Annotated in this window: 23 protein-coding genes; 19 read left to right on the top strand and 4 right to left on the bottom strand. The window is 46.7% G+C overall.

Features of this window, described 5'->3' with window-relative positions:
• Positions 1 to 35: 35 nt before the first annotated feature.
• From L3D05_RS13310 to L3D05_RS13260, 11 genes are all read left to right on the top strand, one after another.
• Entirely contained in the window at positions 36 to 2,834 is a 2,799-nt protein-coding gene (locus L3D05_RS13310; RefSeq protein WP_239616544.1) for a family 78 glycoside hydrolase catalytic domain, read from the top strand.
• 55 nt (positions 2,835 to 2,889) lie between these two features.
• Positions 2,890 to 4,272 carry an MFS transporter gene (locus L3D05_RS13305; protein WP_239616543.1) on the top strand — a complete coding sequence of 461 codons (1,383 nt, stop codon included), beginning with the start codon at positions 2,890 to 2,892 and terminating at the stop codon, positions 4,270 to 4,272.
• Positions 4,273 to 4,292: 20 nt separating this feature from the next.
• Positions 4,293 to 4,439: a hypothetical protein gene (locus L3D05_RS13300; RefSeq protein WP_239616542.1), complete on the top strand. Its 147-nt coding sequence runs from the start codon at positions 4,293 to 4,295 to the stop codon at positions 4,437 to 4,439.
• Positions 4,440 to 5,198: 759 nt separating this feature from the next.
• The gene (locus L3D05_RS13295; RefSeq protein WP_239616541.1) at positions 5,199 to 5,903 is read left to right on the top strand and encodes a hypothetical protein; all 705 of its coding nucleotides are present in this window, start codon (positions 5,199 to 5,201) and stop codon (positions 5,901 to 5,903) included.
• Positions 5,904 to 5,997: 94 nt separating this feature from the next.
• A complete protein-coding gene (locus tag L3D05_RS13290) occupies positions 5,998 to 6,441 on the top strand; it encodes an RrF2 family transcriptional regulator (protein WP_239616540.1) in 444 nt (147 codons plus the stop codon).
• A gap of 13 nt (positions 6,442 to 6,454) precedes the next feature.
• The gene (locus tag L3D05_RS13285) at positions 6,455 to 7,372 is read left to right on the top strand and encodes an NAD(P)/FAD-dependent oxidoreductase (RefSeq protein ID WP_239616539.1); all 918 of its coding nucleotides are present in this window, start codon (positions 6,455 to 6,457) and stop codon (positions 7,370 to 7,372) included.
• Between the two features lie 188 nt (positions 7,373 to 7,560).
• Positions 7,561 to 8,295 carry a hypothetical protein gene (locus L3D05_RS13280; RefSeq protein WP_239616538.1) on the top strand — a complete coding sequence of 245 codons (735 nt, stop codon included), beginning with the start codon at positions 7,561 to 7,563 and terminating at the stop codon, positions 8,293 to 8,295.
• A 12-nt stretch (positions 8,296 to 8,307) separates the two neighbouring features.
• Complete coding sequence (locus L3D05_RS13275; RefSeq protein WP_239616537.1) at positions 8,308 to 9,996, top strand: vWA domain-containing protein; 1,689 nt, start codon at positions 8,308 to 8,310, stop codon at positions 9,994 to 9,996.
• A 23-nt stretch (positions 9,997 to 10,019) separates the two neighbouring features.
• On the top strand, positions 10,020 to 11,159 hold the full coding sequence (locus L3D05_RS13270; RefSeq protein WP_239616536.1) for a toxic anion resistance protein: 1,140 nt from the start codon (positions 10,020 to 10,022) through the stop codon (positions 11,157 to 11,159).
• 145 nt (positions 11,160 to 11,304) lie between these two features.
• Complete coding sequence (locus L3D05_RS13265; RefSeq protein WP_239616535.1) at positions 11,305 to 12,399, top strand: threonine aldolase family protein; 1,095 nt, start codon at positions 11,305 to 11,307, stop codon at positions 12,397 to 12,399.
• A 109-nt stretch (positions 12,400 to 12,508) separates the two neighbouring features.
• The gene (locus tag L3D05_RS13260; RefSeq protein ID WP_239616534.1) at positions 12,509 to 12,976 is read left to right on the top strand and encodes an NUDIX hydrolase; all 468 of its coding nucleotides are present in this window, start codon (positions 12,509 to 12,511) and stop codon (positions 12,974 to 12,976) included.
• A gap of 3 nt (positions 12,977 to 12,979) precedes the next feature.
• Here L3D05_RS13260 and L3D05_RS13255 read toward each other — a convergent pair whose 3' ends face one another.
• Positions 12,980 to 13,441 carry a hypothetical protein gene (locus tag L3D05_RS13255; protein ID WP_239616533.1) on the bottom strand — a complete coding sequence of 154 codons (462 nt, stop codon included), beginning with the start codon at positions 13,439 to 13,441 and terminating at the stop codon, positions 12,980 to 12,982.
• 175 nt (positions 13,442 to 13,616) lie between these two features.
• The gene (locus tag L3D05_RS13250; RefSeq protein WP_239616532.1) at positions 13,617 to 14,324 is read right to left on the bottom strand and encodes a DUF421 domain-containing protein; all 708 of its coding nucleotides are present in this window, start codon (positions 14,322 to 14,324) and stop codon (positions 13,617 to 13,619) included.
• Between the two features lie 128 nt (positions 14,325 to 14,452).
• Here L3D05_RS13250 and L3D05_RS13245 point away from each other — a divergent pair, with 128 nt between their 5' ends.
• On the top strand, positions 14,453 to 14,932 hold the full coding sequence (locus tag L3D05_RS13245; protein WP_239616531.1) for a ferritin-like domain-containing protein: 480 nt from the start codon (positions 14,453 to 14,455) through the stop codon (positions 14,930 to 14,932).
• A gap of 110 nt (positions 14,933 to 15,042) precedes the next feature.
• Here L3D05_RS13245 and L3D05_RS13240 read toward each other — a convergent pair whose 3' ends face one another.
• The gene (locus tag L3D05_RS13240; RefSeq protein ID WP_369417974.1) at positions 15,043 to 15,696 is read right to left on the bottom strand and encodes a C40 family peptidase; all 654 of its coding nucleotides are present in this window, start codon (positions 15,694 to 15,696) and stop codon (positions 15,043 to 15,045) included.
• Positions 15,697 to 16,103: 407 nt separating this feature from the next.
• On the opposite strand from L3D05_RS13240, the gene L3D05_RS13235 reads away from it, so the two are divergent.
• The 6 genes from L3D05_RS13235 to L3D05_RS13210 all read left to right on the top strand — a co-directional run bounded on the left by L3D05_RS13235 (position 16,104) and on the right by L3D05_RS13210 (position 21,523).
• On the top strand, positions 16,104 to 17,627 hold the full coding sequence (locus L3D05_RS13235; RefSeq protein WP_239616530.1) for an MDR family MFS transporter: 1,524 nt from the start codon (positions 16,104 to 16,106) through the stop codon (positions 17,625 to 17,627).
• A 177-nt stretch (positions 17,628 to 17,804) separates the two neighbouring features.
• Complete coding sequence (locus L3D05_RS13230; protein WP_239616529.1) at positions 17,805 to 18,461, top strand: TetR/AcrR family transcriptional regulator; 657 nt, start codon at positions 17,805 to 17,807, stop codon at positions 18,459 to 18,461.
• 3 nt (positions 18,462 to 18,464) lie between these two features.
• A complete protein-coding gene (locus L3D05_RS13225) occupies positions 18,465 to 19,136 on the top strand; it encodes a formylglycine-generating enzyme family protein (protein WP_239616528.1) in 672 nt (223 codons plus the stop codon).
• A 36-nt stretch (positions 19,137 to 19,172) separates the two neighbouring features.
• A complete protein-coding gene (locus L3D05_RS13220; protein WP_239616527.1) occupies positions 19,173 to 19,730 on the top strand; it encodes a 5' nucleotidase, NT5C type in 558 nt (185 codons plus the stop codon).
• 169 nt (positions 19,731 to 19,899) lie between these two features.
• Positions 19,900 to 20,430, top strand: coding sequence for an RNA polymerase sigma factor (locus tag L3D05_RS13215; protein ID WP_239616526.1), 531 nt, complete (start codon positions 19,900 to 19,902; stop codon positions 20,428 to 20,430).
• Positions 20,417 to 21,523: a DUF4179 domain-containing protein gene (locus L3D05_RS13210; protein ID WP_239616525.1), complete on the top strand. Its 1,107-nt coding sequence runs from the start codon at positions 20,417 to 20,419 to the stop codon at positions 21,521 to 21,523. The genes L3D05_RS13215 and L3D05_RS13210 overlap by 14 nt, the downstream gene beginning before the upstream one ends.
• 53 nt (positions 21,524 to 21,576) lie before the next feature.
• Here the strand turns inward: L3D05_RS13210 and L3D05_RS13205 are convergent, their stop codons facing one another.
• The gene (locus L3D05_RS13205; RefSeq protein WP_239616524.1) at positions 21,577 to 21,984 is read right to left on the bottom strand and encodes a LysM peptidoglycan-binding domain-containing protein; all 408 of its coding nucleotides are present in this window, start codon (positions 21,982 to 21,984) and stop codon (positions 21,577 to 21,579) included.
• Positions 21,985 to 22,208: 224 nt separating this feature from the next.
• Here L3D05_RS13205 and L3D05_RS13200 point away from each other — a divergent pair, with 224 nt between their 5' ends.
• The gene (locus L3D05_RS13200) at positions 22,209 to 23,696 is read left to right on the top strand and encodes a protein adenylyltransferase SelO (RefSeq protein ID WP_239616523.1); all 1,488 of its coding nucleotides are present in this window, start codon (positions 22,209 to 22,211) and stop codon (positions 23,694 to 23,696) included.
• The last annotated feature ends 32 nt before the right edge of the window (positions 23,697 to 23,728 follow it).

Genomic DNA, 23,728 nt, shown 5'->3' with positions numbered 1-23,728 from the left:
AAAAAAGAGATATATCCAGAGAAGAGGGATTAACCATGTTAACGACATACCATTTGAGAACGGAATATCTGGACAACCCTATCGGATTGGACGCTAAGTCTCCCCGATTGACATGGAAGATCAATTGCGATGAACGTAATGTGATCCAATCCGCTTATCAAGTTCAAGCTAGCGCTACAAAGGGCTTTGAGCAGGTTGTTTGGGACAGCGGACAGATAGCCGATGGCTCGCAACGAATCTCGTACGGCGGACCTGAACCGAAATCGATGGAGCGAATCTATTGGAGGGTGAAGGTCTGGGACAATGCCGGTAAGGAATCCGACTTCGGCGCACCCTCATTTTTTGAGATGGGATTGCTAGAGCCCTCCGATTGGAGAGCGAGATGGATCGAACCTGAGGATGAGATAGACTTGGATGCCTATAAACCCTCGCCCTTTATCCGCAAGGAATTCCTCGTGAGAAGCGGGCTCGTCTCGGCACGGGCTTATATGACCGCAAGAGGCCTGTATAAATTCTATTTGAACGGCGAGGAGGGAACGGACGACCTGTTTACTCCCGGCTTTACGTCTTATTATTCGCGATTGCAGTATCAGGCTTACGACGTGACGGATTTTCTTGCCGAGGGTTCCAATGCCTGGGGTATCCTCTTAGGCGACGGCTGGTGGAGAGGCTCTACGGGTATATTGGGGTTGAAAAACAACTTCGGCTATAAAATCGCCTTTCTGGGGCAGTTGGTTCTCACTTACGAGGATGGCAGCCAAGAGATCGTAGGGAGCGATGAATCCTTCAGAACCTCTTGCGGCCCCCTGCTTAAATCCGATATGAGAGCCGGAGAGGTTTACGATGCCAGGATCGACATCGGCGGGTGGAACCGAACCGGATTTGAAGATTCCAGCTGGACTCCGGTGCAGGTTAAGGACTATGGAACGGCTTCGCTAATCGCTAGCGGTCTCCCGACGCGGACAAGAGAGACATTCACTCCCGAGCTATTGAACGCTCCGAATGGAGAAACGGTACTTGATTTCGGACAAAACTTAGCCGGTTGGGTAGAGATGAAGGTTCGCGGAGAGGCCGGCACGGAAGTCGTCATGGTGCATGGCGAAGCTTTGGATCGAAATGGGAATTTTACGCTTGCGAATCTGTCTCACGACGGGAACATGAGCGATTTCCAAGAAATTTGCTATATTCTGGCGGGCGATTACGAAGAATCGTATCATCCTCACTTCGCGGTTTTCGGCTTCCGTTACGTCCTGCTGAAGAATTATCCCGGCGAGCCCAAGGCGGAAGATTTTACGGCCGTGGCCATCTACACCGACATGGCGGAGACGGGCGATTTCACGTGCTCGAATCCGTTGATCAATCAACTGGTCTCCAATTCGAAGTGGAGTCAGAAGAGCAACTTCATGGAGGTACCTACCGATTGCCCGACAAGGGAGAGAGCCGGTTGGACCGGAGATGCCCAGCTATTTGCCAGAGCGTCAGCCGATTTCATGAATGTATACCCCTTCTTCGAGAAGTGGATGGCCGACGTGGCCGCCGAACAGTTCCCTACTGGCGCGGTAGGGTGCACGGTTCCGAATGTGATGGGGTTTCACAGCATGGACGAATTCGAACGCATCGTTGCAAATTCCCAGAATCCGATGATGGCCGCTCTTGCCTCGGCGAAGCCGGGACAACCCGGCCATCTGGACGGCTCCACGGGGTGGGGAGACGCGGTGGTGATCATCCCGTGGACGATGTATTTATGCTATGGGGATAAACGGATCCTGGAGAGGCAATATTCCTCCGCCAAAGCGTGGGTGGATTACTTGGATGCCTGCGCCAAAGAAGAAAATGAACATTACCGAGAAGCGCCTCAGTACCATAACAGCACGGAAGGGGAATTGGATGCCGATTATATTTTGGATACCAGATTCCATTGGGGAGAGTGGCAGGAGGCCGACATCCATCTGAGTCCGGAGGAGATGGGAGCGGAGCTTGGACGGAGAATGGTCATGGGGGAACCGATAACCTCGACCGCCTATTATGGATACTCCGCGCGCTTGCTTTCCGAGATGGCTAAGGTTTTGGGCTACCAAGAGGATACTGAGCGATATGCGAACTTATACGAGAAGGTAAAGAGGATATATAACAAATACTTCATCCTAGAGAATGGTCGCATTCAAGAGGATAGACAGGCTCCCAACGTTCGTTCATTGGCCTTCGACTTGGTGCATGAGGAACAGAAGCAAGCCATCGCGGATCGTCTGGCAGAACTCGTCATGGAGAAGGACTATCATCTGAACACCGGTTTCCTATCTACTCCGTTTATTCTCCACGTCTTGGCGGATTACGGCCATGCTGATGTTGCCTTCCGATTGCTTGAGCAGCAGTCCTGCCCATCTTGGCTTTATGCCGTGACCAAAGGCGCGACGACCATATGGGAGAGCTGGGATGGCGTTACGCCCGAGGGCGATTTGTCCAACTCCCTGAATCACTATTCGTACGGGGCGGTATGCAATTTCCTATTCGCTAGAGTGGCAGGGATTCGCCCTGACTTTGAACGGCCGGGATATAAGCATTTCATGATTAAGCCGTTGGTCGGCGGAACGTTAACGCATGCTTCCGCGACGTTTGAGTCGTTATACGGAACCATTCAGTCCGGGTGGGAGAAGACAGGCAGAGGTACGAGCTATCGGTTCTCCGTACCTGCCAACACGACCGCCACCGTCCAGTTATCCGGCAGTCAAGAGGATCTGCATCGAATTTCTACACAGTTCGAGAATGTTCAATATGCGGACGGTTGGGTAAGCTTCGAAGTCGGTAGTGGTGAACACTGTCTAAAGATGGCTTGATGGAGGCTCCAACCTTCTAGAGTTCCTAAGGAAGTTAATGATGGGGAGGATCAATGTGGAAAACGTTGTGCAAACCAATTTGATAACATCTACGGCCAATAATAAAGTGAAGTTGCCTGAGAAATTCGCCTTCTTCGCGGCGAATATCGGCGACATCCCGATCATGACTATTATCGGCGGTTACTTGTTGATATATTATACGAACGTAGTCGGGTTAAACCCAGCCGCCGTAGGCATATTGTTTCTGGTAGCGAGAATATTGGATGCGGTAGCGGATCCGATTGTCGGCTATCTGATCGATCATCTTCCGCGTGTTCGAATGGGCAGATTTCGCCCATGGCTCATTCTTGGAAGTCTGCTTTGCTCCATCAATTTTCTTGCGCTATGGCTTGGTCCGGATCTTGCGAACTCAGGCAAGCTGTTGATTGCGTACATCACGTATTTACTAATTGGCCCCACGTTTGCGTGCATGGACATCTCGCTGAATTCCTTGATTCCCGCGATGACTAGTTCCACGAAGGAGCGAAATACGCTCTCTATTATCAAAGGGGTCGCTTATATCATAGGCGCAACCGTATGCAGCATGATTGTGGTTCCTTTCGTAGCGAGCTTCTCGACGGAAAGAATGGGTTATCATTGGTTGATAATTGCCGTATCCGTTTTCGTCTTTGTCATGTGTACAATCGGAAGTTTAGGAGTGAAGGAGCGGGTTCTTCCTACTCGAACAGATAATTATCCCATCAAGCTGCTATTCAAAATAGTCTTTCAAAGTAAACCTCTCATTGTGTTGTTCGTGGGCTCGCTCTTTGTCATGGTCGGGAATGCGGTACGTCAAGGCTCGCAGATCTATTACCTCACCTACAATGCAGATAATCCAGGATTAATGGTGACGGCGTCGCTCGTCGGTCTCGTTATGATGCTCATAAGCATAGGGTTTATGCCGTTTTTAATAAAGCGATTTGACAAAAAGCACGTACTTATCGCGTCCTTTATTCTAGCAGCCATTGGAGCAATCGCACTATTCCCAGTTCCTTATCATAGCGGAGCCTTAATAGTGACAACGATAGGCGTAAACAGTTTAGGGCTCGGTGCTTTGATGTCGATCAATTATTCGCTGCAAGCCGACACGATCGATTATGTGGAGTGGAAGCACGGATATCGCGCGGAGGGAATTGTGTCTTCTTTGAATTCCTTCGTGGCGAAAGTAGGTCAAGCCCTTGGCGGAGCTATTCCGGCTTTTATGCTCTCGATGACGGGCTTCAATGCTGAGGCTAATGCGCAAAACGGTTCCACTCTATTAGGAATTAACTTATCCATGAGCGTTATCCCTTTTGTTACAATCTTACTGGGGGCCTTGATATACTGTGCTTACCCTCTGACTCGTGATAGGATAGTACGGATAACGTCCGAACTCGACCTTCGAAATAAAGACAAATAACAATATTGGCAGTTTGAACGTTGAAAGTCATCCATAAATTGAAGCCGGAATCCTCGGATTTCGGCATCGCCTATTGCCTGACGGCGCTTATCCCTTGTTATTCTTCCATCTGTTTGGGCCATCTGCTGGAGATTCCAATTCCGACGAGCATGAATACGCGCCGCTGACCACCAGGTCGAACAGAACACTGCTGGATAGAGCATTCGAAGACGGTAAAGTTCTGCAAGCTGTATTGCGTGACCAGGGAAGAAACCATCGCATTCGCAAAGCTGACAACCTTAAGCTAGAAAGCGATCGTACTTTGTAGACGTCTGGTCGCTAAAGTTCCGTAGATGGCATTCCCAGTTTGGCAAAGGAAACGAATGCAACCCCAAAAATGATAGTTCCATGATAAACCAAGCGGATTGGAGGTACACTCCCAGAAACAGTTTGCCTATTCCGATAAGGGCATTGATGACATATGAAGCTCTCGTGATGCAGATTGTTCGTTCGGCCCCAATCCATAACTGATTTTAATTCGAATAGTACCGAGACTGCGTAGAAACAAAACAGCTACCGTGCAATTGCAATGTCGGTGGCTGTTTTGTTTGAAGAACTCTTCTATTACACTTTGATTTTTTTCAGTTCACTATTTCGAAGAGAGAGAAGTTTATTTGTTATTTTATTTACAAGATCTATTTTTTCACTGTTGCCTTTTTTACTAAAAGTACTGTATTGAAACAGTTCATAAATATGAACACCTAGCGCATTCGCGATTTTCTGAAGGTTTAGCAAAGAAATGTTCTTCTCAGCTCGTTCAACGCCACTTGTCAATTATCGAACAATGTTCTTGTCATCCGACAAAACTGCTTGCAGCAAATAATGGTACAATAATTGGAAATTACTGAGTTGTATGTATCATTATGAACGAGGAGGGAGTAAGAGGGATGAGAATGTTCAAGCTTGCGTTAGTAACGCTTGTATTGGTAATTATTGTTGTAGGTTGTAGAGAGCGAGAACATGAGCAGCAAGTACGAGAGGTGCAAAGGGATTGTTTCTCCGCTGCCGAAGTCGATTATATCGATTTCCTAAAATTTAATGACATCAATTATAGTAGTGATTCGATTAATGTCGAATCTATCATAATAAGCGAACTGATTGGCAAGCCATTGGGAGAAGTCAGCTTCATGATGTATGGGCAAGCTTGTCTTGGACACCAAACGGTGAACGGAGATGCCGCGTTCTTAAGGGAAGGAACGAAAATATATGCGATGAAGGGGTACAAACCGGAATTTCGCGTCATCGCGGGAGATCGAATATTCCAGAGTAACGACAACCCGAACGCAAAGACGGTAAGCGATGTGCTTGACATCGCGGGCAAAGTGGAAAAAGTGACCGAGGAGAGCACGGAAGACGGCAGCAGGATTCGGGAACTCGACCCGTTACAAGCAAAAGCGTTCATAGTACAGATATTGTCGCTCGCTTATGTTAAACAGGAAGAACTTGCTAAATTACCTTCCGGGGGCACGATGTTCTTCCGAATTCACTTAACGGACGGCACTTCGTTCCGAATTGCTTTCTCCAAGGAGTCGAAAGCATTAAGCATCGGAGCCATCGGTAATGAGGAGATACAATCGTTACTCGTCGATTAACTGTTATGATTTGCATTATGGATTAATCATGTCTATAATGGATATTAGAGATCTACAATAGACAACAAGAGAATAATCAAAGGAGACGACGCTCATGCAATTTTCCAAAAGCACGGGTTATGCGCTACATGCTTTAATTCATTTAGCTCTGTCCGAGCGCGGACACAATATCGGAATCAAGCCATTAGCAACGTCGCTCGGAGTTTCGGAAAGTTATTTGTCCAAAATCATGTCCAAGCTGCGACAAGATGGGATTGTTCGCGCTGTAACGGGAGCAAGCGGAGGGTATGAGCTAGCTCGGTCCGCCGATCAAATTACGTTCCTAGAGGTTATTCACGTTATCGAGGGCCGACAGCAATTGTTCGAATGCTTGAATGGAAACGCTCATCTTCAGAAAGAGTTCTCTGCTATCGCTGACCTTTCTGGCCGCAAGGAATGTCTCGTACAGAAAGTCATGAACGGCGCGGAGCTACAGATGCAACAATACTTGCAGGCTAATACGATTCAGTCGGTTATAGATTCCGGTTCTATTGAATGAAAGGATGGTTATTATGGATAAAATAATGGATGTGGGTATCATTGGCGGCGGACCCGCTGGAATGAATGCAGCTTTGGTGCTGGGTCGGGCAAGAAAAAGCGTGATCGTGATCGATGAAGGACGTCCGCGCAATCGGGTCACAAAGGAGACGCACGGTTTCCTTACTAGAGATGGCGTTAGTCCGGGCGAATTCCGGCGAGTAGCGAGGGAGCAAATTGATGCTTATCCTTCAGTTCGATTCGAGGAAGATACCGCAGTATCGGTCTCGGGAACCGATGGCGATTTTCTAATCGCGACTGCGCAAGGAACGACTTATCGGTGCCGAAAGTTACTCTTCGCAGTAGGCAAGAGGGATCTCCCGTTGGACATTCATGGGCTTGATGATGTTTACGGGAAAAGCGCCTTTGTCTGCCCCTATTGCGATGGTTGGGAATTAAGAGATCAGATGCTCGTCTTGATTGCAAAAGGGGCGAGAGCCGTGCACATGGCGATGATGTTATCCGGTTGGACGGACAAATATATCATCTGTACCGATGGACCGGATGATATGACCGATGAACAACGCGAGGAGCTTAAACAACACCACATTCCTCTTTACGATACGCGGATTCAGACGATCGAATCTAGCGATGGAATGGTGAAACGAGTCCTATTGGAGGACGGTACACAACTCTCTTGCGCGGGAATTTTCTTTGCTCCGAAGCTTGTCGCCGGATCGGAATTGCCGGAGGCCATCGGCTGCAAAGTGACCGAGGCAGGAAGCGTAGTCGTTGATCTATTCGGTAAAACGAACGTGCCTGGTATTTACAGCGCCGGAGATGCTGCAACAGAGTTTAATCAGGCCATTACGGCGGCTTCCATGGGCTCGCTGGCTGCCGTAGGCATTAACACCGAGTTGCTAACGGAAGCTTGGAATAACACAGCCTCCTAATCATTTCACGTTCAAGCCGCGAATAATCGCGGCTTTTTATTATGGGCTCGGGGCGCAAGCACTAGACAATGCCAACAACTTCTTCATATCTGTTCTAAGTTGAAGAAATAAACGTATTTCCTTTATAGGACAATTAAAGGGATGGTAGTACATAGAATGAATAAACGAGGATGGAGGAGTAAGCGTCGATGGGTACGAAATTCATCAAGCTGCTGGGCCTGATAGTCGGTGTCGCGGTTGTGAACGTGCTGGTGCTCTCGCCCGGATTAATCGGCGTAGCGATCGGCGAGAACGCTCTATCAACGGCTGTCGGAATTACCTTGTTGTTCGCTAGCGCGCTGATCTTGCTTTACGGGAGTTATGTCTTACTTTTTCAGCCGCCCGTTATTCTTCCTATTAAAGAAATCGTCACACATGAGGACTACGTTGTATCTTTGACGCGCTATAGAAGAGTTAAAACGCTGGAACAGGATATTTCCATTGCTTTGGCTCAGTTGGACCGGATGAATAAGAAGCAGTCGACCTTATTTAATGTCATTAATCAAAGGTTCGACCCGTCGGAGCTCAGTTACAAGAAGTTCGCTTCCGTCATTCAGGAGGTAGAGAAGCTGTTTTACCTGAATGTCAGGAGTGTATTGATCAGACTGAATGTCTATGATGGTTCGGAATACTCCAGCGTCGGGAGTTCCGGCTCGGATCGATTTTCTCAAAAACTACTTCAAGAAAAGACGAATATGCACAATGAGCTATTGTCCTTCGTGAAAAGTTCAGTAGATACGAATGAGGAGATATTGCTGAAGCTGGATAAGCTGCTGCTAGAAATATCGAGGTTAGATAGTTACGAACAAGAAGATATCGAAAATATGGCATGCATGCAGGAAATCGACTCGCTCATTAAGCAAACTAAATTTTACAAACAGTAAGAGGTGGTTGGAATGCCAGGGAGAGGCAAGTTTGTCCTGCTGTCGGGAATGATCGTCGTTGTGGTATTCGCCCTAGTATATTTCGGGGTGAACTTGACCTCTAATTTGGGGAAGTCGAAAGCTCAGGTCACTACGGAAGATGCGGCCAAGCGATTAAACAAACTTTACTCCAATATTTCCGTCACTACCGCAACTCCAGTGAAAGGTCAGATCGATCTAGATCCTGTAGACGTTGCCGACTCTTTACCGGATATCTCTAAGTTCCCGATCGCCGTAGACAACACGACGGATCAGTTCGTAGAAATCTTTTCTTCGACGGAGAAGTCGGGGACTGGGGTTGACGGCTGGTTGACCGAAGTCGCTACCGAGTTTAACAATGCCAAAGTGGAAGTAGAGGGTAAGGCGGTTTCCGTGAAAATCCGTAATATCGCTTCCGGTACCGCCGCCGACTATATTAAATCCGGTAAGTATGTGCCGGACGCTTATACGCCATCCAACGAGCTTTGGGGGGAGATGGTAAAGGCAAGCGGCGTGAAAACCCAGCTCGTATCCTCCCGGCTCGTAGGCAACGTTCCAGGCATCGTCATCGCCAAGGCTAAATACGATGCCTTAGTGGACAAATACGGCTCAGTGAACGTCAAAACCGTTACCGAAGCGATAGCCAACAACGAATTTTCGATGGGTTATACGGACCCTTTTGCCAGTTCAACGGGTTTGAATTTCCTTGTGACAGCGCTAAATACTTTCGACAGTACGAACATTCTAGGAGATAAAGCCGTTCAAGGCTTCGAGAAATTCCAAGCTAACGTGCCTTTCATTGCGTCAACAACGATACAGATGCGCGATGCGGCCAAGTCCGGCATGCTCGACGGATTCGTTCTGGAATACCAAACTTATGCCAACGCGGCGGACTTGAAAAGCGGCTACGTATTTACTCCATTCGGTGTAAGGCATGATAGTCCGTTGTATGCGTTAGGCGATCTGCCTCAGGCTAAGTTAGACATCATTAAGAAATTTGCCGATTTCGTTGGGCAAGAGAAATATCAGAAGTTAGCTCGGGAAAATGGCTTTAATCAACTCGAGGACTACAAATCGGAGCTAGCGGTCGTCGATGGCAACCTGATTTCCTCCGCGCAGAAGTTGTGGAAAGAGAAGAAGAACGGGAATAAACCGATTGCTGCCGTATTCGTAGCGGATGTATCCGGAAGCATGGACGGCGAGCCTTTGAACCGTTTGAAAGAGTCCTTGTTGAAGGGACAGAAGTATTTAGGGAAGGACAACAGCATCGGCCTTGTTTCTTATTCAAGTGATGTCACCATTAATTTGCCTATCGCTAAATACGATACGATTCAGCAATCGATGTTCGTTGGCACGGTGAAAAGCCTTCAAACCGGCGGCGGGACGGCTACGTTCGATGGGATTGTCGTCGCGTTAAAGATGCTTCAAGACGAATTAGCGATAAATCCGAATGTTAAGCCGATTATTTTCGTTCTGAGCGACGGGGAGACGAATGAGGGGTATTCGTTGAAAGACATTAAAGCGTTAATCGAGTCCTATAAGGTCCCCATATATACGATTGGATACAATGCGAATATTAAGGCGCTTGAAAGTATTTCGAGTATTAACGAGGCCGCTAGCCTCAATGCGGATACGGACGATGTCGTCTATAAGATCGGGAACTTATTTAACGTTCAGCTGTAACTTCGAACTTGAGGAGGATAACGATGTCTTTTTCGATGGAGATTGCGAAAGAAGATGAAATTAAGGCCGTGATCGAGGAAGAAGTTAAACCGGTACCCGAGGAAGTCGCCAAACTCAAAGAGATCGCGGATTCCAATGTGGCAACGATCTTGGCGATGGATATGGAATCGCTGGAAAAGCGTAAAGAAATATTGCAATCGATCGAAGCTTTCGGCCTGAACACTATGAAATCCTCATCCGACAAAAATACGTTGCTTCAAGTCTCGGTAGGAAATCTCTCGAAAACGGGAGACGAGGGGGGACAAGTGGCGAAAGGCCTTTCCGAGCTGCAAACGCAATTGAAGGATTTGGACCCGAGCCTTGTTGATTTTGCCAAGAGAGGGTTTCTAGGCAAGCTGTTCAATCCACTACGCGCGTACTTCTTGAAATATCAGAAAGCAGACGCTGTCATCGCGGATATCGTCGTCTCCTTAGACAAGGGGAGAACGACGCTGAAGAACGATAATACGACGCTAGAGATTGAGCAACAGACGCTCCGGGAGTTAACCAAGAAGCTGCAGAAGGAAATTCAACTCGGCGTCATGATGGACGAATCCATCGAATTGCAGGTCGAAGCAGCGAAGCTACGGAACGAAGATGCGGATAAAATCCGTTTTATTACCGAAGAAGTGTTGTTCCCTCTACGGCAACGAGTGATGGACTTGCAGCAGATGTTGGTCGTTAATCAACAAGGGATTATGGCTATCGAAGTCGTTATCCGCAACAACAAAGAATTGATACGAGGGGTAGACAGAGCCAAGAACGTGACGATCTCTGCATTGAAGATTTCCGTGACCGTAGCTAGCGCACTATACAATCAGAAGATCGTATTGAAGAAAATCGAGCTGTTGAACCAAACGACGAACGAACTCATTGCAGGCACGTCCAGAATGTTGAAGGAACAAGGGGCGGAAATTCATAAGCAATCCATTGAAACGAGTATCTCGGTAGATACGTTGAAGCAGGCTTTTACGGATGTGCTGGCCGCTCTTGATTCTATAAGCACTTATAAAAAGGAAGCATTGCCAAAAATGCGCGAAACGATCAATCAGTTCCGGGAATTGGCTGACAGTGGCGAGAAACAGATTCAACGTCTGGAGAAGGGAAATAAGCTGGGGCTTTAAATATCGCGTTGTTAATGAAAGGAGCAGGAGCTAGTCCCTGCTCCTTTTCGGCTTTGCTGCGGATTTGGTACAATGAGATCAAGAAGTGTTCATTAATAACATTAATTATTACGGTTTTATATTTGAAAGGGGCAGAACAACCCAGATGAGCGAGAAGATATCACTACTAGACGCCTACAATAACACTGATCATAAAATTCAAGGGAATGGCAAGAGAAACATTCAAGTCCTGAAGGATGCCTTAGATGGAATCGACGGCAATATGGACAGCGATATGTATGGCAAAGGCAATGTCATCGAACGGTTTCAGAATAAGATGGCGGCATATTTGGGTAAATCTTCCGCCGTCTTCTTCCCTAGCGGAACGATGGCGCAGCAGATCGCCTTGAGAATATGGTGCGACGAAAGAGGGATCAAGAAGGTAGCTTACCATCCGTTAAGCCATCTTGAGATTCATGAAGAAGGCGGTTTACAGGAGCTTCACCACATCGAACCCGTGTTGCTAGCCAATAAGGAAAGAACGATTCGGCTCGAGGACGTAGTGGGGATGCAAGACGAGATCGCGAGCCTGTTGCTGGAATTGCCGCAACGCGAGATTGGAGGCCAGCTACCGCCATACGAAGAGCTGGAAGCGATATCCGCACACTGCAGGGCTAAAGGAATCAAGTTACATCTAGACGGCGCCAGGCTGTTCGAGATATTACCCTATTACGATAAAACGGCCGCGGAGGTTTGCGGCCTGTTCGATAGCGTGTACGTATCCTTCTACAAGGGAATAGGAGGCATCGCGGGAGCCGTTCTCGCCGGCGAAGAGTCGTTCACTTCCTTATCGAAAGTGTGGAAGAGAAGGCACGGCGGGGATTTAATAAGCCTGTATCCGTATATCCTCAGCTCGGACTTCTATTTCGAACAAAGAATACCGAAGATGGCGCAATATTATCGGGAGTCCGTTGAACTCGCGGCCTTGTTCAACGAATGCCAAGGCATATCGACGAAACCGTTGCAGCCGGTGTCGAATATGTTCCATGTCCATGCGGACATGTCTAAGGAATCGCTCGAGTCGGTACTTATCGCGATTTACGAACAAACGGGATTAGGAATTGCTCCGTTCGTCCAAGCGACGAGCGAATCGACTTGTTATTACGAAGTGAACATCGGGGATCGGTATGAATCGATTCCAAAAGACCGCTTGAGAGAAGCTTTTCGGTTGCTGGACGAGAAGATGAAGGATTTGAAATAAAATAGGAAATTATCGATACGAACCTTTCTATTTATCTTCCTATTATCCAATCCCATAATGATGATGATGATTATGAAGTTATCGGATTCGATATGGAGGAGGTATTCGTATGGGTTACATCGAGGAACTAAGGGCATTAGTCGGACACAAGCCGATTATCCTTGTAGGGGTAGCGGTTCTTGTCATCAACGATGAGTATGAATTGCTGCTTCAGAGAAAACGAGATGGGACTTGGGCGATTCCGGGCGGTTTTATGGAATTGGGGGAATCGGCCGAGGATACGGGGAGAAGGGAAATAGCCGAAGAAACGGGTCTTCGGCTAGGAAATATGAGGCTTATTGGCGTATTTTCCGGCGAAGAACATTTCGTGAGGCTAGCCAACGGCGATGAATATTATCCGGTGACGATTGCTTTCATAACTAACGAGATAACCGGTGGATGTTTGAAAGCGGACGGGGAAGAAGGAACGGAAGTCCGGTTTTTCAAACCGACGGAATTACCCGCAGACTTTAACCCGAAGATTAAAGAGCTCATACTAAAGAACGTCGAACAAGTCCTGTTTTCGGAAATGTTCTGAAAGTTAATTTTTTGCCGTACGTTCCAGCAACCCAATGAAACCCCAGAATGCAATCGTACTGAGCGTTGCAATTATTGCCGAACCTCCTGCATGGATTACGGCAGCAAGAGCAAAAGCCGTAGCTAATGAGAAATGAATCTTCCGAATATGTTTAATTGACACTCGCCTGATTAGATAACCGTAAATGCCAACGGTCAACAGCAATAAGAATGCTGCAATTCCCGTGTAAGTATCTTTTTTTACGATGGTTTGGGTTAGAAAATAGATTCCGTGGGCGGCAATGAGGAGAAGGGCTGTATAACCAGCATATGGGTGCAGTTTGTCAAAGCCTTTGACGAGCCATTTTACGAACTGGGAGTGGGATCTTCTCTTCTTTTTCATCCGAAGCCATGCATAACTGACTGCCGCGATAAAGACGGATATGGTTCCTAAAGTTTTGAATAGTTCTTCGTTTCCTTGTTCCATTCTTGGACCAGTCCCATGCGTAACCCCAATGAATGAATATAAAATCAGGATTAGGCTTGTTGCCATTACGAATAGAGCAGGCATGAATATAGCTCGATTGAATCTCATCTTTATCACCTCATCTAATGAATACACCAATCATAGATGGCAAAGATGAAATAATTATTAATTCATATCATTCTTGATCAATCGGATTCTGAATTCGATCATTAAGCTCGTCCCAATAGATTGTTCCATCAGAGCTGATTACGGCATAATTAATGTCATTCATTAGAAGTCCTTTCTTTTTGGCTTGTGAACGTAACCAATCTTTAGATAGGTTGTTTTCTTCTAAGTTACTTTCTATTATTTTACCGTCCATGATTAATTCAATGGGAAACGCTTGCTTGGAGCTAGCGTTCAGTTTCATGTCTTTCTTGGTCACGGCCATACTCTCGGGAGTGCGCAAGACGGAAATGTTACCGTTTAATTCGAGTACGGCATATTGGACTTCTTGAATATTGAAGATATCTTTTTCTCTTAACTCCTGATTCAAGGTATCTGGCGTAATTTTGAGTTTTTTCATATTCTTTTCCAATATTTTGCCTTCTTGAATGAGCACGGTCGGTTTTCCCGAGATCCAAGTTCGAAGTTTTCTGTTTTTCATGGCCACGTACATTAGAAAATAAGCGACTGCCGTGAAGGAAATGGCAGACAAAACCAGTTTCCATATGGCTATCTTGTCATTAAAAGCAAGATTAGCGGTAATTGCGCCCAAGGTTACGGATGCTACGAAATCGTGATAGGTCATTTGCGCAACGGTTGGCTTTCCCAGAATACGTGCAATTATCATCATCAACACAAAAGACAATATGGCTCTCAGTATCGTTTCCCAAATTCCCATTGATTAGCCTCGCTCTAGTTTTATTTAAAGCTGTTGCCAAATGGGAGGTATTTCATACTTTATGACACCAGTCTGGGCAACTGCTCATACTCTGGTTGTGATAAGTTGAAAATTAGGGAGGATATTGTATGTACATGATTAACCCTTATTGGTTTAGAACAAGATTTGAGCCGATTTGGACAACATCCTTTCCACAAGCGCTAAAATTAATCGCCGAGGCAGTCCAAGGCGAAAGGAATGACGAGTTATTTTATGATGAATTGATCCGATTAGCTCCCAATTCCGAACAGGCCTCTATCATAGCTTCAATACGTGATGACGAACGTGGACATAATCAAATGTTCCGAGCTATCTACAAGGAAGTTACCGGCCAGGATATTACGGGAATTAGCAATGAACAATTCCAGCGAGTGGGATCCTTCGACGAGGGTATTCAGAAGGCCTTAATGGGGGAGTTGTCCGCAGTTGAAAAATATCGAAAAATTTGGTTTGGATTGCCTCAAGGAATATACAAAGACACTGTTTATGGAATTATCTTGGATGAATTGAAACACGCGAGTAAATACAACTATTTGATAACGGTTAATCGAACTAACCCAAAAGGGTAAGATGCCCACATCTGAATGATTCCTTCACATGGGTAGCCAGAGACGGCTACATGGTATGAATTAGCCGCCTCAAGGCTATTTAAACGATATTCAATTTTATTAATTTAGGATTAGTGGCGCCCGAAATTCTGATGATATCTATGCGCCGGACGGTTTCCGTTTGGATGCTTAACAACCACAGGTTTAGTTAAGCCCTGATCTGGTTTCGTAACGTTAGTCGACGTCGTCGCCTCGTTAGCTTGTCCATTCGATGGGAGTACTCTGCGGGCCGTTACGTAAGTCCGGTCCCAAGCACTGCCAGAGAATTTCGAAATCGTAACGCCTATTCCGACCCTATAAGTGTGCAGGAGTTGGTCGTTGCCGATGTAAATGCTCACGTGATTGATGACTCCGTCTTTATTCGTATCCGTAAATATTAAATCTCCCGGTTGCAACTGGTCTCTCGGAACGAATGTACCTACCTGCGATTGCTGCTTGGACGAGCGGGGCAGGGTAATTCCGTTCTGCTTGTATACATATTGCGTGAATGAAGAACAATCAAATGAGCTGGTAACGTTGGACTTGGCTCCGAATTGATAAGGTACGCCAATAAACTGTTTACCGGTCGTTATTATATTGTCTGCGATTGAATTAGAACTGGAGGCTGCATAAGCCGAATTCGTACTCGCGAACATCGTTCCTGCAGAGAAGACGATCGAAAGGCTTAACGTCGCACCTACAAGAAACTTGCCAAAACGGAATTTCGGATTCGTAATAGTATTCATATGATGTCCTCCTGTGTAGATAAGTTTTTGTAGTGCTGACCTGCCGAAATAACCATATCACAACTTTTTATTGCACTATTTACCAATAAGCGCACGGAACTTGTCTCCCTAATCATAAATGCCGATTATGATAAAACGATGAGAAACTCCACATGAAATTGTTATTGACGTGAAAAGAAACCGCCAAATGAAATTTGGCGGTTTCTTATTGTTCAACGCAATAAATAGGGATTCATATTAGGTTCACGTTGAAGATTTGTCATTAGTGGAGTTTGTTTGATCGTGCTGATCGCTTGACAAAATATTGCCTTTCTCGTTAAGATGTTTATTATCTTGATTATCAAGATACTTTGCAATCAAGATATTGGATAGTTGGGAAAGCGACAAAGTGGAGGGAATTATTAAAGATGGCAAAGGGAAATAATATGGGCGTAATTCTTGGAGCATTGTTATTGGCCATTCTAATGGCTTCAATGGATAACACGATCACGGCAACGGCAATCGGTACGATCGTCGGCGACCTGGGCGGCTTCGACAAACTCATGTGGGTGACTTCTGCCTATATGGTAGCTGAAATGGCCGGTATGCCGATTTTCGGTAAATTATCGGATATGTATGGCCGCAAGCGTTTCTTTATATTCGGTCTTATCGTATTCATGATCGGCTCAGCACTATGCGGTACGGCAGAAAGTATCGTACAGCTGAGTATTTATCGCGCGATTCAAGGGATTGGCGGCGGCGCACTTATGCCTATCGCGTTCACGATCATGTTCGATGTGGTACCTGCGGATAAACGGGGGAAAATGGGCGGTTTGTTTGGAGCCGTATTTGGTCTTTCCAGTATTTTCGGACCTCTACTCGGAGCCTATTTTACAGATTATGTCCACTGGTCTTGGATTTTCTATATTAACTTACCATTAGGCTTCATTGCACTCCTGATGATTATTTTCTTTTACAAAGAGTCCGTCGAACATTCCAAACAGAAGATCGATTATCTAGGCGCATTTACGCTTGTTGCTTCAATCTTGTGCTTGATGTTCGCGATCGAGCTTGGCGGTAAAGAATATGCTTGGGATTCCAGCATGATTATCGGTTTGTTCGCCGCTTTCGCGGTACTTATCCTTGGATTTATATATATCGAGCGTCGTGCTCAAGAACCAATCATCACTTTTGGTATGTTTAAGAACCGTCTTTACTCAACGAGTAATATCATGGCTATCTTTAGCGGTGCTGCATTTATTACTGCCTCGATTTACATTCCAGTGTTCATCCAAGGCGTATTAGGCGGATCGGCGACGAATTCGGGGCTCGTTCTCCTTCCCATGATGCTCGGATCGGTCGTTACTGCCGCGGGTGGCGGTGCATTTCTTGCCAAGTTTAATTATCGCTCCATCATGATCCCGATATTAACGCTGCTTGTTATCGGTATTGCGCTGCTCACCACGTTAACGACCGGTTCTTCGCGCTTCATGGTTACGATCTTCATGATTATGGTCGGTCTCGGAATCGGCTCATCGTTCTCCGTATTAAGCAATGCGGCCATTCATGGTTTCTCTGCCAGGCAGCGCGGATCTGCCAGCTCGACGCTTAATTTCAATCGGGAACTGGGAATGACGCTAGGGATTACGGTGTTCGGGATTATTCAAAGCCATGTGTTTACGAATAAATTGACCTCCATGTTCGGTAGCGGAGGACAAATGCCAGAAGGCGTAGATCTAAGCGATCCGAGTAAAATCTTGACCCCGGATACGAGGGACAACATTCCTGCTCAAGTTCTTGATAAGATTACGGAGGCACTGTCCTCGTCCATCGTTCATACCTTTGCTTGGGCGATTATTCCGGCTGCCGTTGCTCTGCTAGCGGCATTCCTCATGAGTAAAGAGAAATTTGATCCAGCGTCCGAACTTGAACAATATTCGGCTTCTTATTAACAGAATCTTATAGGAATAGTTAAACCCCGCAGCTCGTTGGCGGGGTTTTTTCATGTGAAGTCGACTACTGACTTGACAGGACGGTTCCTATTCGATATGTTTTATTTATTCTGACTGTTCGGTATAAATAAACATATCCGTAAGATATACATCGTTTAATAAGGAGGAACTCAAGAAATGCCTAAAGTAGGAATGGAGCCTAAACGCCGAGCGGATGTCATCAACGCTACTCTAACTTGCATTAGCAGGCATGGGATTGATGGCATGACGTTGGATAAAGTAGCTGAGGTTGCAGGTTGCTCCAAGGGCGTTGTTACTTATTATTTTAAGAATAAGGATAATTTGATGATTGAGTCTTTTAAGGCATTCTTAGCTTACTATGGTTCGAAGATCAATTCAGAAATTCAGAATACGATGCCTGCGGAGGAAATGATCGGGGTCACGCTGAAGAACATCCTTCCTCCTTATAGCAATGATACGCAGGGAGCAATCAATGTATCGGATCTTGAGGGGGTTGAAGAGATGCACATCCCTTATGAAGATCAAGGCAAGCTTTTTCTTCAATTTTTCTCAAAAGCCGTATTGGATCGTAACCTGCAAGAAGTCGTATCGAAGGGCTATATGCAAGACATTCACGGCATTGCGAAAATATTCGACTATGGCAACAAAATGGGGCATATGAAGGTGGAGGATTCGCAAAGCGCAGCTTACGGCCTGTTGGCGATGGTGGTTGGTCTAAGCTTCTTTAGAGTTGCGAATATCCCTCCTTTGAATAAGAAAGATAATCGATATATTTGCGAGGATTATGTCTCAAGGCTTATGAAGGGAGAGTGATCTATGTTGATTAATTATCCAATGGTTCCTATTCCGGCGGGAGAAATCGAATTAAGAGATGACAGAACGAATCGTAAATGGAAGTCCGACATCAAACCGTTCCTGCTCGCCCCACATGCCGTAACTATGGAGCTTTATTGCGCAGTTACAGAGAAATCGCAGATTTCCGTTGAAGACAATCAAAAGCCGGTCGTGAATATCTCATGGAATGAAGCCATTTATATATGTAATCTGCTTTCCCGGCAAGCTGGATTGAAGGAGTGTTATTCCTTCAGCGAGGATAGTGAAGCAGTCATTTGCGATTGGGAATCGGACGGTTATCGCCTTCCGACAGAAGCAGAGTGGCAGTATGCCTGTAAGGCAAACACGACAGGATATAGGTACGGGGATATTGCCAACATTGCTTGGTATAACCAAAATTCGAATGGGCAAGTCCATGAGGTTGGGAAAAAAGAACCGAATGGATGGGGGTTGTTTGACATGCTGGGAAATGTTTGGGAGTGGTGTTGGGATGTATATGATCCGGCAGTGTACGGCACCTATCGAATTTTTCGCGGCGGGAGCTGGGCTGAAGAGGCCAGAGGTTGCGGGGCGACATGCCGACGCCGTAGCCATCCTTCATTTTGCATAGAGGATCTTGGATTCCGCCTTGCTCGGTCTGTATTGAATGGATGATTCGATAAGTTATTAACATAATGCGGAGGAAAAGGAATGAAAAAACCAATCATCGCGGTCGACATGGACGATACGATATGCCATCTCGTCAAGCGCGCTATCTATCATAATAACAATGAATTCCCTACTCATCCGCTCCGTTATGAAGAAATGTTCGATTGGAACTCGGATCACTTGCGTCATCCGGAAAGCACGCATGATGTATTCTTCGGGCGTCCCGGACTTTATGAGGAGCTTGATTTGTTCGATGAGCACGTCATTGAAGAAATGGAAAAACTTCACGACGCCTACGACGTCATAATCGTTACGGCAGCTCAGCCGAAGACGATCTTGGAGAAGTGGAACTGGCTCCAGAAGCATATGCCTTTCATTCCGGTCGACAACTTCTTTGCCTGCAAGCGTAAAAACTTGATCGACTACGATCTCCTGATCGATGATGGCCCTCACAATCTGGTGCCCGCGTTAGAAGCGGGGAAAAAAGTGCTTTGCATTCCCCATCCGTGGAATCTGAAGGCGAGAGAGCAATACGATTTCCCGTTAATGACGGACTGGAACAACGCAAAAGCTCGAATCGATCAACTATTGCAAAATTGAATCCGATAGCCGTCCGGGCCTAATAGGCTTTGGCGGCTTTTTCTCTTTTTTTTCGTTGAGGGAACCTTTTGGAAGCAAGGGTGATCTAATTAGTGTCTACGAAATGAGGAACACATGAAAGCAGCTTCTGAAAGCGAAGATGTAGCCACCGTGAGGGAGATTAGCGAGGATGGACATTCAGGTTGTAATACGTGCTATACAGGGAGACCGAGAGGCATTCACTACGCTAATGCGGCAATTGGAATCCCCGATGTACGCGATAGCCAAGCAGATGCTGCAACGTGATGAGGATTGCGCGGATGCGATGCAGGAAACGATATTGAGCGCCTATAAATCGATTCATTCGCTTCGGGAACCTGCTTTTTTTCGAACCTGGGTGATTCGAATTCTAATAAACAAATGCAATCGTATGTTGAAACAGCGCGATCATTTAGTGTCGTTAACGAATATACCGGACAAGCATTCAGCGGCAGATGATTACGGGGGCATGGAGTTGCGCGAAGCCATCGATAACTTGGAATTGCCGATGAGACTTGTCGTGATACTCCACTATGTGCAGGATTTGCCGATTAAGGAAGTGGCCAGAATGCTGGACATTTCGGTAGGGACGGTCAAGAGCAGGCTCTATCGAGCACGCGAGAAGCTGTTACGGTGGTTAGACTTTTCCGAGGAGGTAGAAGACACATATGAATCAAGATAGATTAACTCATACGCTACATGAGCATAAGGACTCATTAACCGATCCGATACCCGATACCATAAGAGAATCGCTTGATCATACCTATGAACAGCTTGAAGCCGTCGATATTCATTCGATTCGTAGCCGGTATCGGAGCCGTCGGCGATTCAAGAGAGCCGGACTGTCAGCTGCGGCTGTTCTCGCTGCAGTTGGGCTAGTGATCGGCTCCGGCGTTGTCTCGCCCGCCATGGCAAGTACGCTTAAGAAGATCCCATGGATCAATAGCCTCTATGAACAATTCGGAGATGCAGGTCTCGCAGCTGCTTCGCGTAATGGCATGGTAACGGAGGAAACTTACAGCCTGATGAAGGCCGGACGAACCGTTACGATTTCCAATGTGATGTACGACGGGGCACGATTATCCGCCGTCGTTAAGGTTCAGGGCGAGAAGAAATTGCCGGATTACGTTATCGGTACGTTCAGCGTGAAAGCCAAAGTCAATGGAGAGCAGGGACCTTATTCCTTCAGTATGGGAGTACCGAAACGGATCGATGATAAAACGTTGTTGCGGATTATTAATATGGGGCACGCGGGTTACGATGGCAGTACGGAACAAGCTTATGAGTTCCCGGACAAGTTCGAGCTCTCGTTATCCATTGGGATCGCTAAACGCAAGGGCGTCGATAACGGCATATACGATTTCAAGATCCCGATCGAGAAAAACGCTCCGGGAGCGATCGTCCTAACTTCAAGCGAGGTAAAAAAATACGATGAGGTCACTTTGAGTATCGAGAGGCTAGAAATAACCCCCGCGACGATTCATTTGGTAACTCTGTTGGGCAATAGCTCTAAGGGAGATCTGTTTAGCGGCCGAAGGTTTTTGAGGTACGCGCTTTTCGATGAGAGCGGAAATGAATTCAATTACATTTACGGCGGCGGCGCTATTGCAGTGGGAGACAAAGACTTATCTAAAGGGACTCAAGATTACGAAGGGCCTGTAACGATGCCGAAAGCGATTATCATCAAGCCTTATATATGGAATATAGAAGGTAAGGACGGCAAGGAGTCAAGGGATTACATTAAAGAGTTGGAGATTACGATAGCCGTTCCTTAACATACGATAAAGATGAGCCGCCAATCGGGAGGATTTGGCGGCTCATTTTTTTGTTATACCCTTTGACCCTGATACATCATCGGTTGTGCTTGCTGCCCTGAAACCGGCATTTCGGTATAGGTTTTCTGGCACATCATGTTAGAAATTCTAGGGATGTAGATCATTTCGCCTGATTTCAGTTGGTTAGGATTAGAAACCTGGGGATTCGCCTCCTCCAAAATGGCATGAGGGATATTATACTTGTGGCCTACCGCAGCTAACGTGTCACCCGCTTGGGCCGAATGCTGCGCGAAAACCATGTCATCCGATTTCCCGTCCCTGAAGAAAGGGAAAAAGAAAGGGGAAAAGAAGAAGAACGGGAATAAGGAACGGTTTGGAAAAAAGGGATGAGGGAACGGGCGAAAGAAGGGTCGACCGAACCCGCCGCCAAAGCCGCCACCTGGAAAAAAACCACGATCCATACAATAACCTCCGCTTTTTAAGTAGTCATTTGTCTATATAGGTTATTGCCTTAGAAGCGATAGGTTACACATTCATTAAAATATGGGCTTTCATCATTGTGATGTTATAATCAAGGAGTGCAATTGACGAACAAAGCATGATTCAAAGACGGATGGAAACGATATACGTAATAAGCTAAAGCTAGAAAAAAATACACAAGAGCGACTGACCGAAAGGAGAGCCTATGAAAGACAATCAAGCCTTGCCGCAATCAGGTTGGAACTTCGATAATAGTTATGCCCGTCTGCCGCAATCATTGTTTACCCCGCTAATACCGATCCCCGTGAGCTCGCCGAGCTTGGCCGTTCTTAATGAGCCGTTAGCGGCGTCATTGGGGTTGAACGCTCAAGCGCTGCAAAGCCCGGATGGAGTTGCGGTATTTGCCGGGAACCGGATTCCCGAAGGGGCATATCCTCTAGCGCAAGCCTACGCAGGGCACCAATTCGGTTATTTCAACAGGTTAGGCGACGGTCGTGCTTTGCTTCTTGGCGAGCAGATGACTCTTCAAGGCGAGCGCTTTGATATCCAACTTAAGGGTTCAGGCGTAACGCCTTACTCCCGTAACGGCGACGGCAGGGCCGCTCTAGGGCCGATGCTCCGCGAATACATCATTAGCGAAGCGATGCATGGACTCGGAATCCCGACTACCCGCAGCTTAGCGGTAGTGACGACCGGACAGCCGATTCAACGCGAAACCGAACAACCAGGCGCCATACTAACGCGCGTGGCCGCGAGTCATATCCGCGTCGGCACCTTTCAATACATCGCGCAATGGGGAACAATCGAAGAACTCCGGGCATTGTCCGATTACACGATTCAGAGGCATTACGCGGAAATCGACAGTGAAGAGAAGGATAACCGATATTTGCAGCTGCTTCAGGAAGTGACTCAGCGCCAAGCGGCGCTGATCGCGAAGTGGCAGCTCGTCGGTTTTATTCATGGAGTCATGAACACGGACAATATGGCGATTAGCGGAGAAACCATTGATTATGGCCCGTGCGCCTTCATGGATACGTACGATCCGGCAACCGTATTCAGCTCCATCGACAGACAAGGACGCTACGCTTATGGGAACCAGCCGTATATCGGCGGGTGGAATCTTGCGAGATTCGCCGAAGCGTTGTTGCCGTTACTGCATGAGGACGACGCACAAGCCGTTACGCTCGCCGAGGAAGCCTTGTCCGAATATACAGGGTCGTATCAACGTTACTGGCTCGCGGGAATGAGAGCCAAACTGGGCATCTTTAACGAAGAGCAGCAGGATGAAACCCTGATCGAGAGCCTTCTCGAGATGATGAAAAAATACCGTGCGGATTACACCAATACATTCGTCGCTTTAACCTTGGATGCGACTGAATCACAGGAAAACGATATGTTCGGCACAGCGGAATTCGTATCTTGGAACGAGCTCTGGCACGCAAGATTAGTCAGACAACAGGAGTCCAAAGCCGCATCTCATCAATTGATGAGGAATAGCAATCCAGCGGTAATTCCACGCAACCACCGAGTAGAAGAGGCGCTCGACGCCGCGGTGACACAGGGAGATTACAGCGTAATGGAACGGTTGCTCGCGGTTCTTTCGAACCCTTACGAGAATACCCCCGAACAGGAAGAATACTGCGCACTGCCTGCTCAAACCTCTCTACCATACAGGACTTATTGCGGAACTTGAATAAAACTGTAAAGTGAAAAGGCCTTGGCGAA

Origin of the sequence: Cohnella mopanensis, assembly GCF_022352055.1 — a bacterium.
GTDB classification, from domain to species: domain Bacteria; phylum Bacillota; class Bacilli; order Paenibacillales; family Paenibacillaceae; genus Cohnella; species Cohnella mopanensis.
The sequence above is the reverse complement of the archived record's forward strand: the minus strand, read 5'-3'. Positions and strand labels throughout refer to the sequence as shown.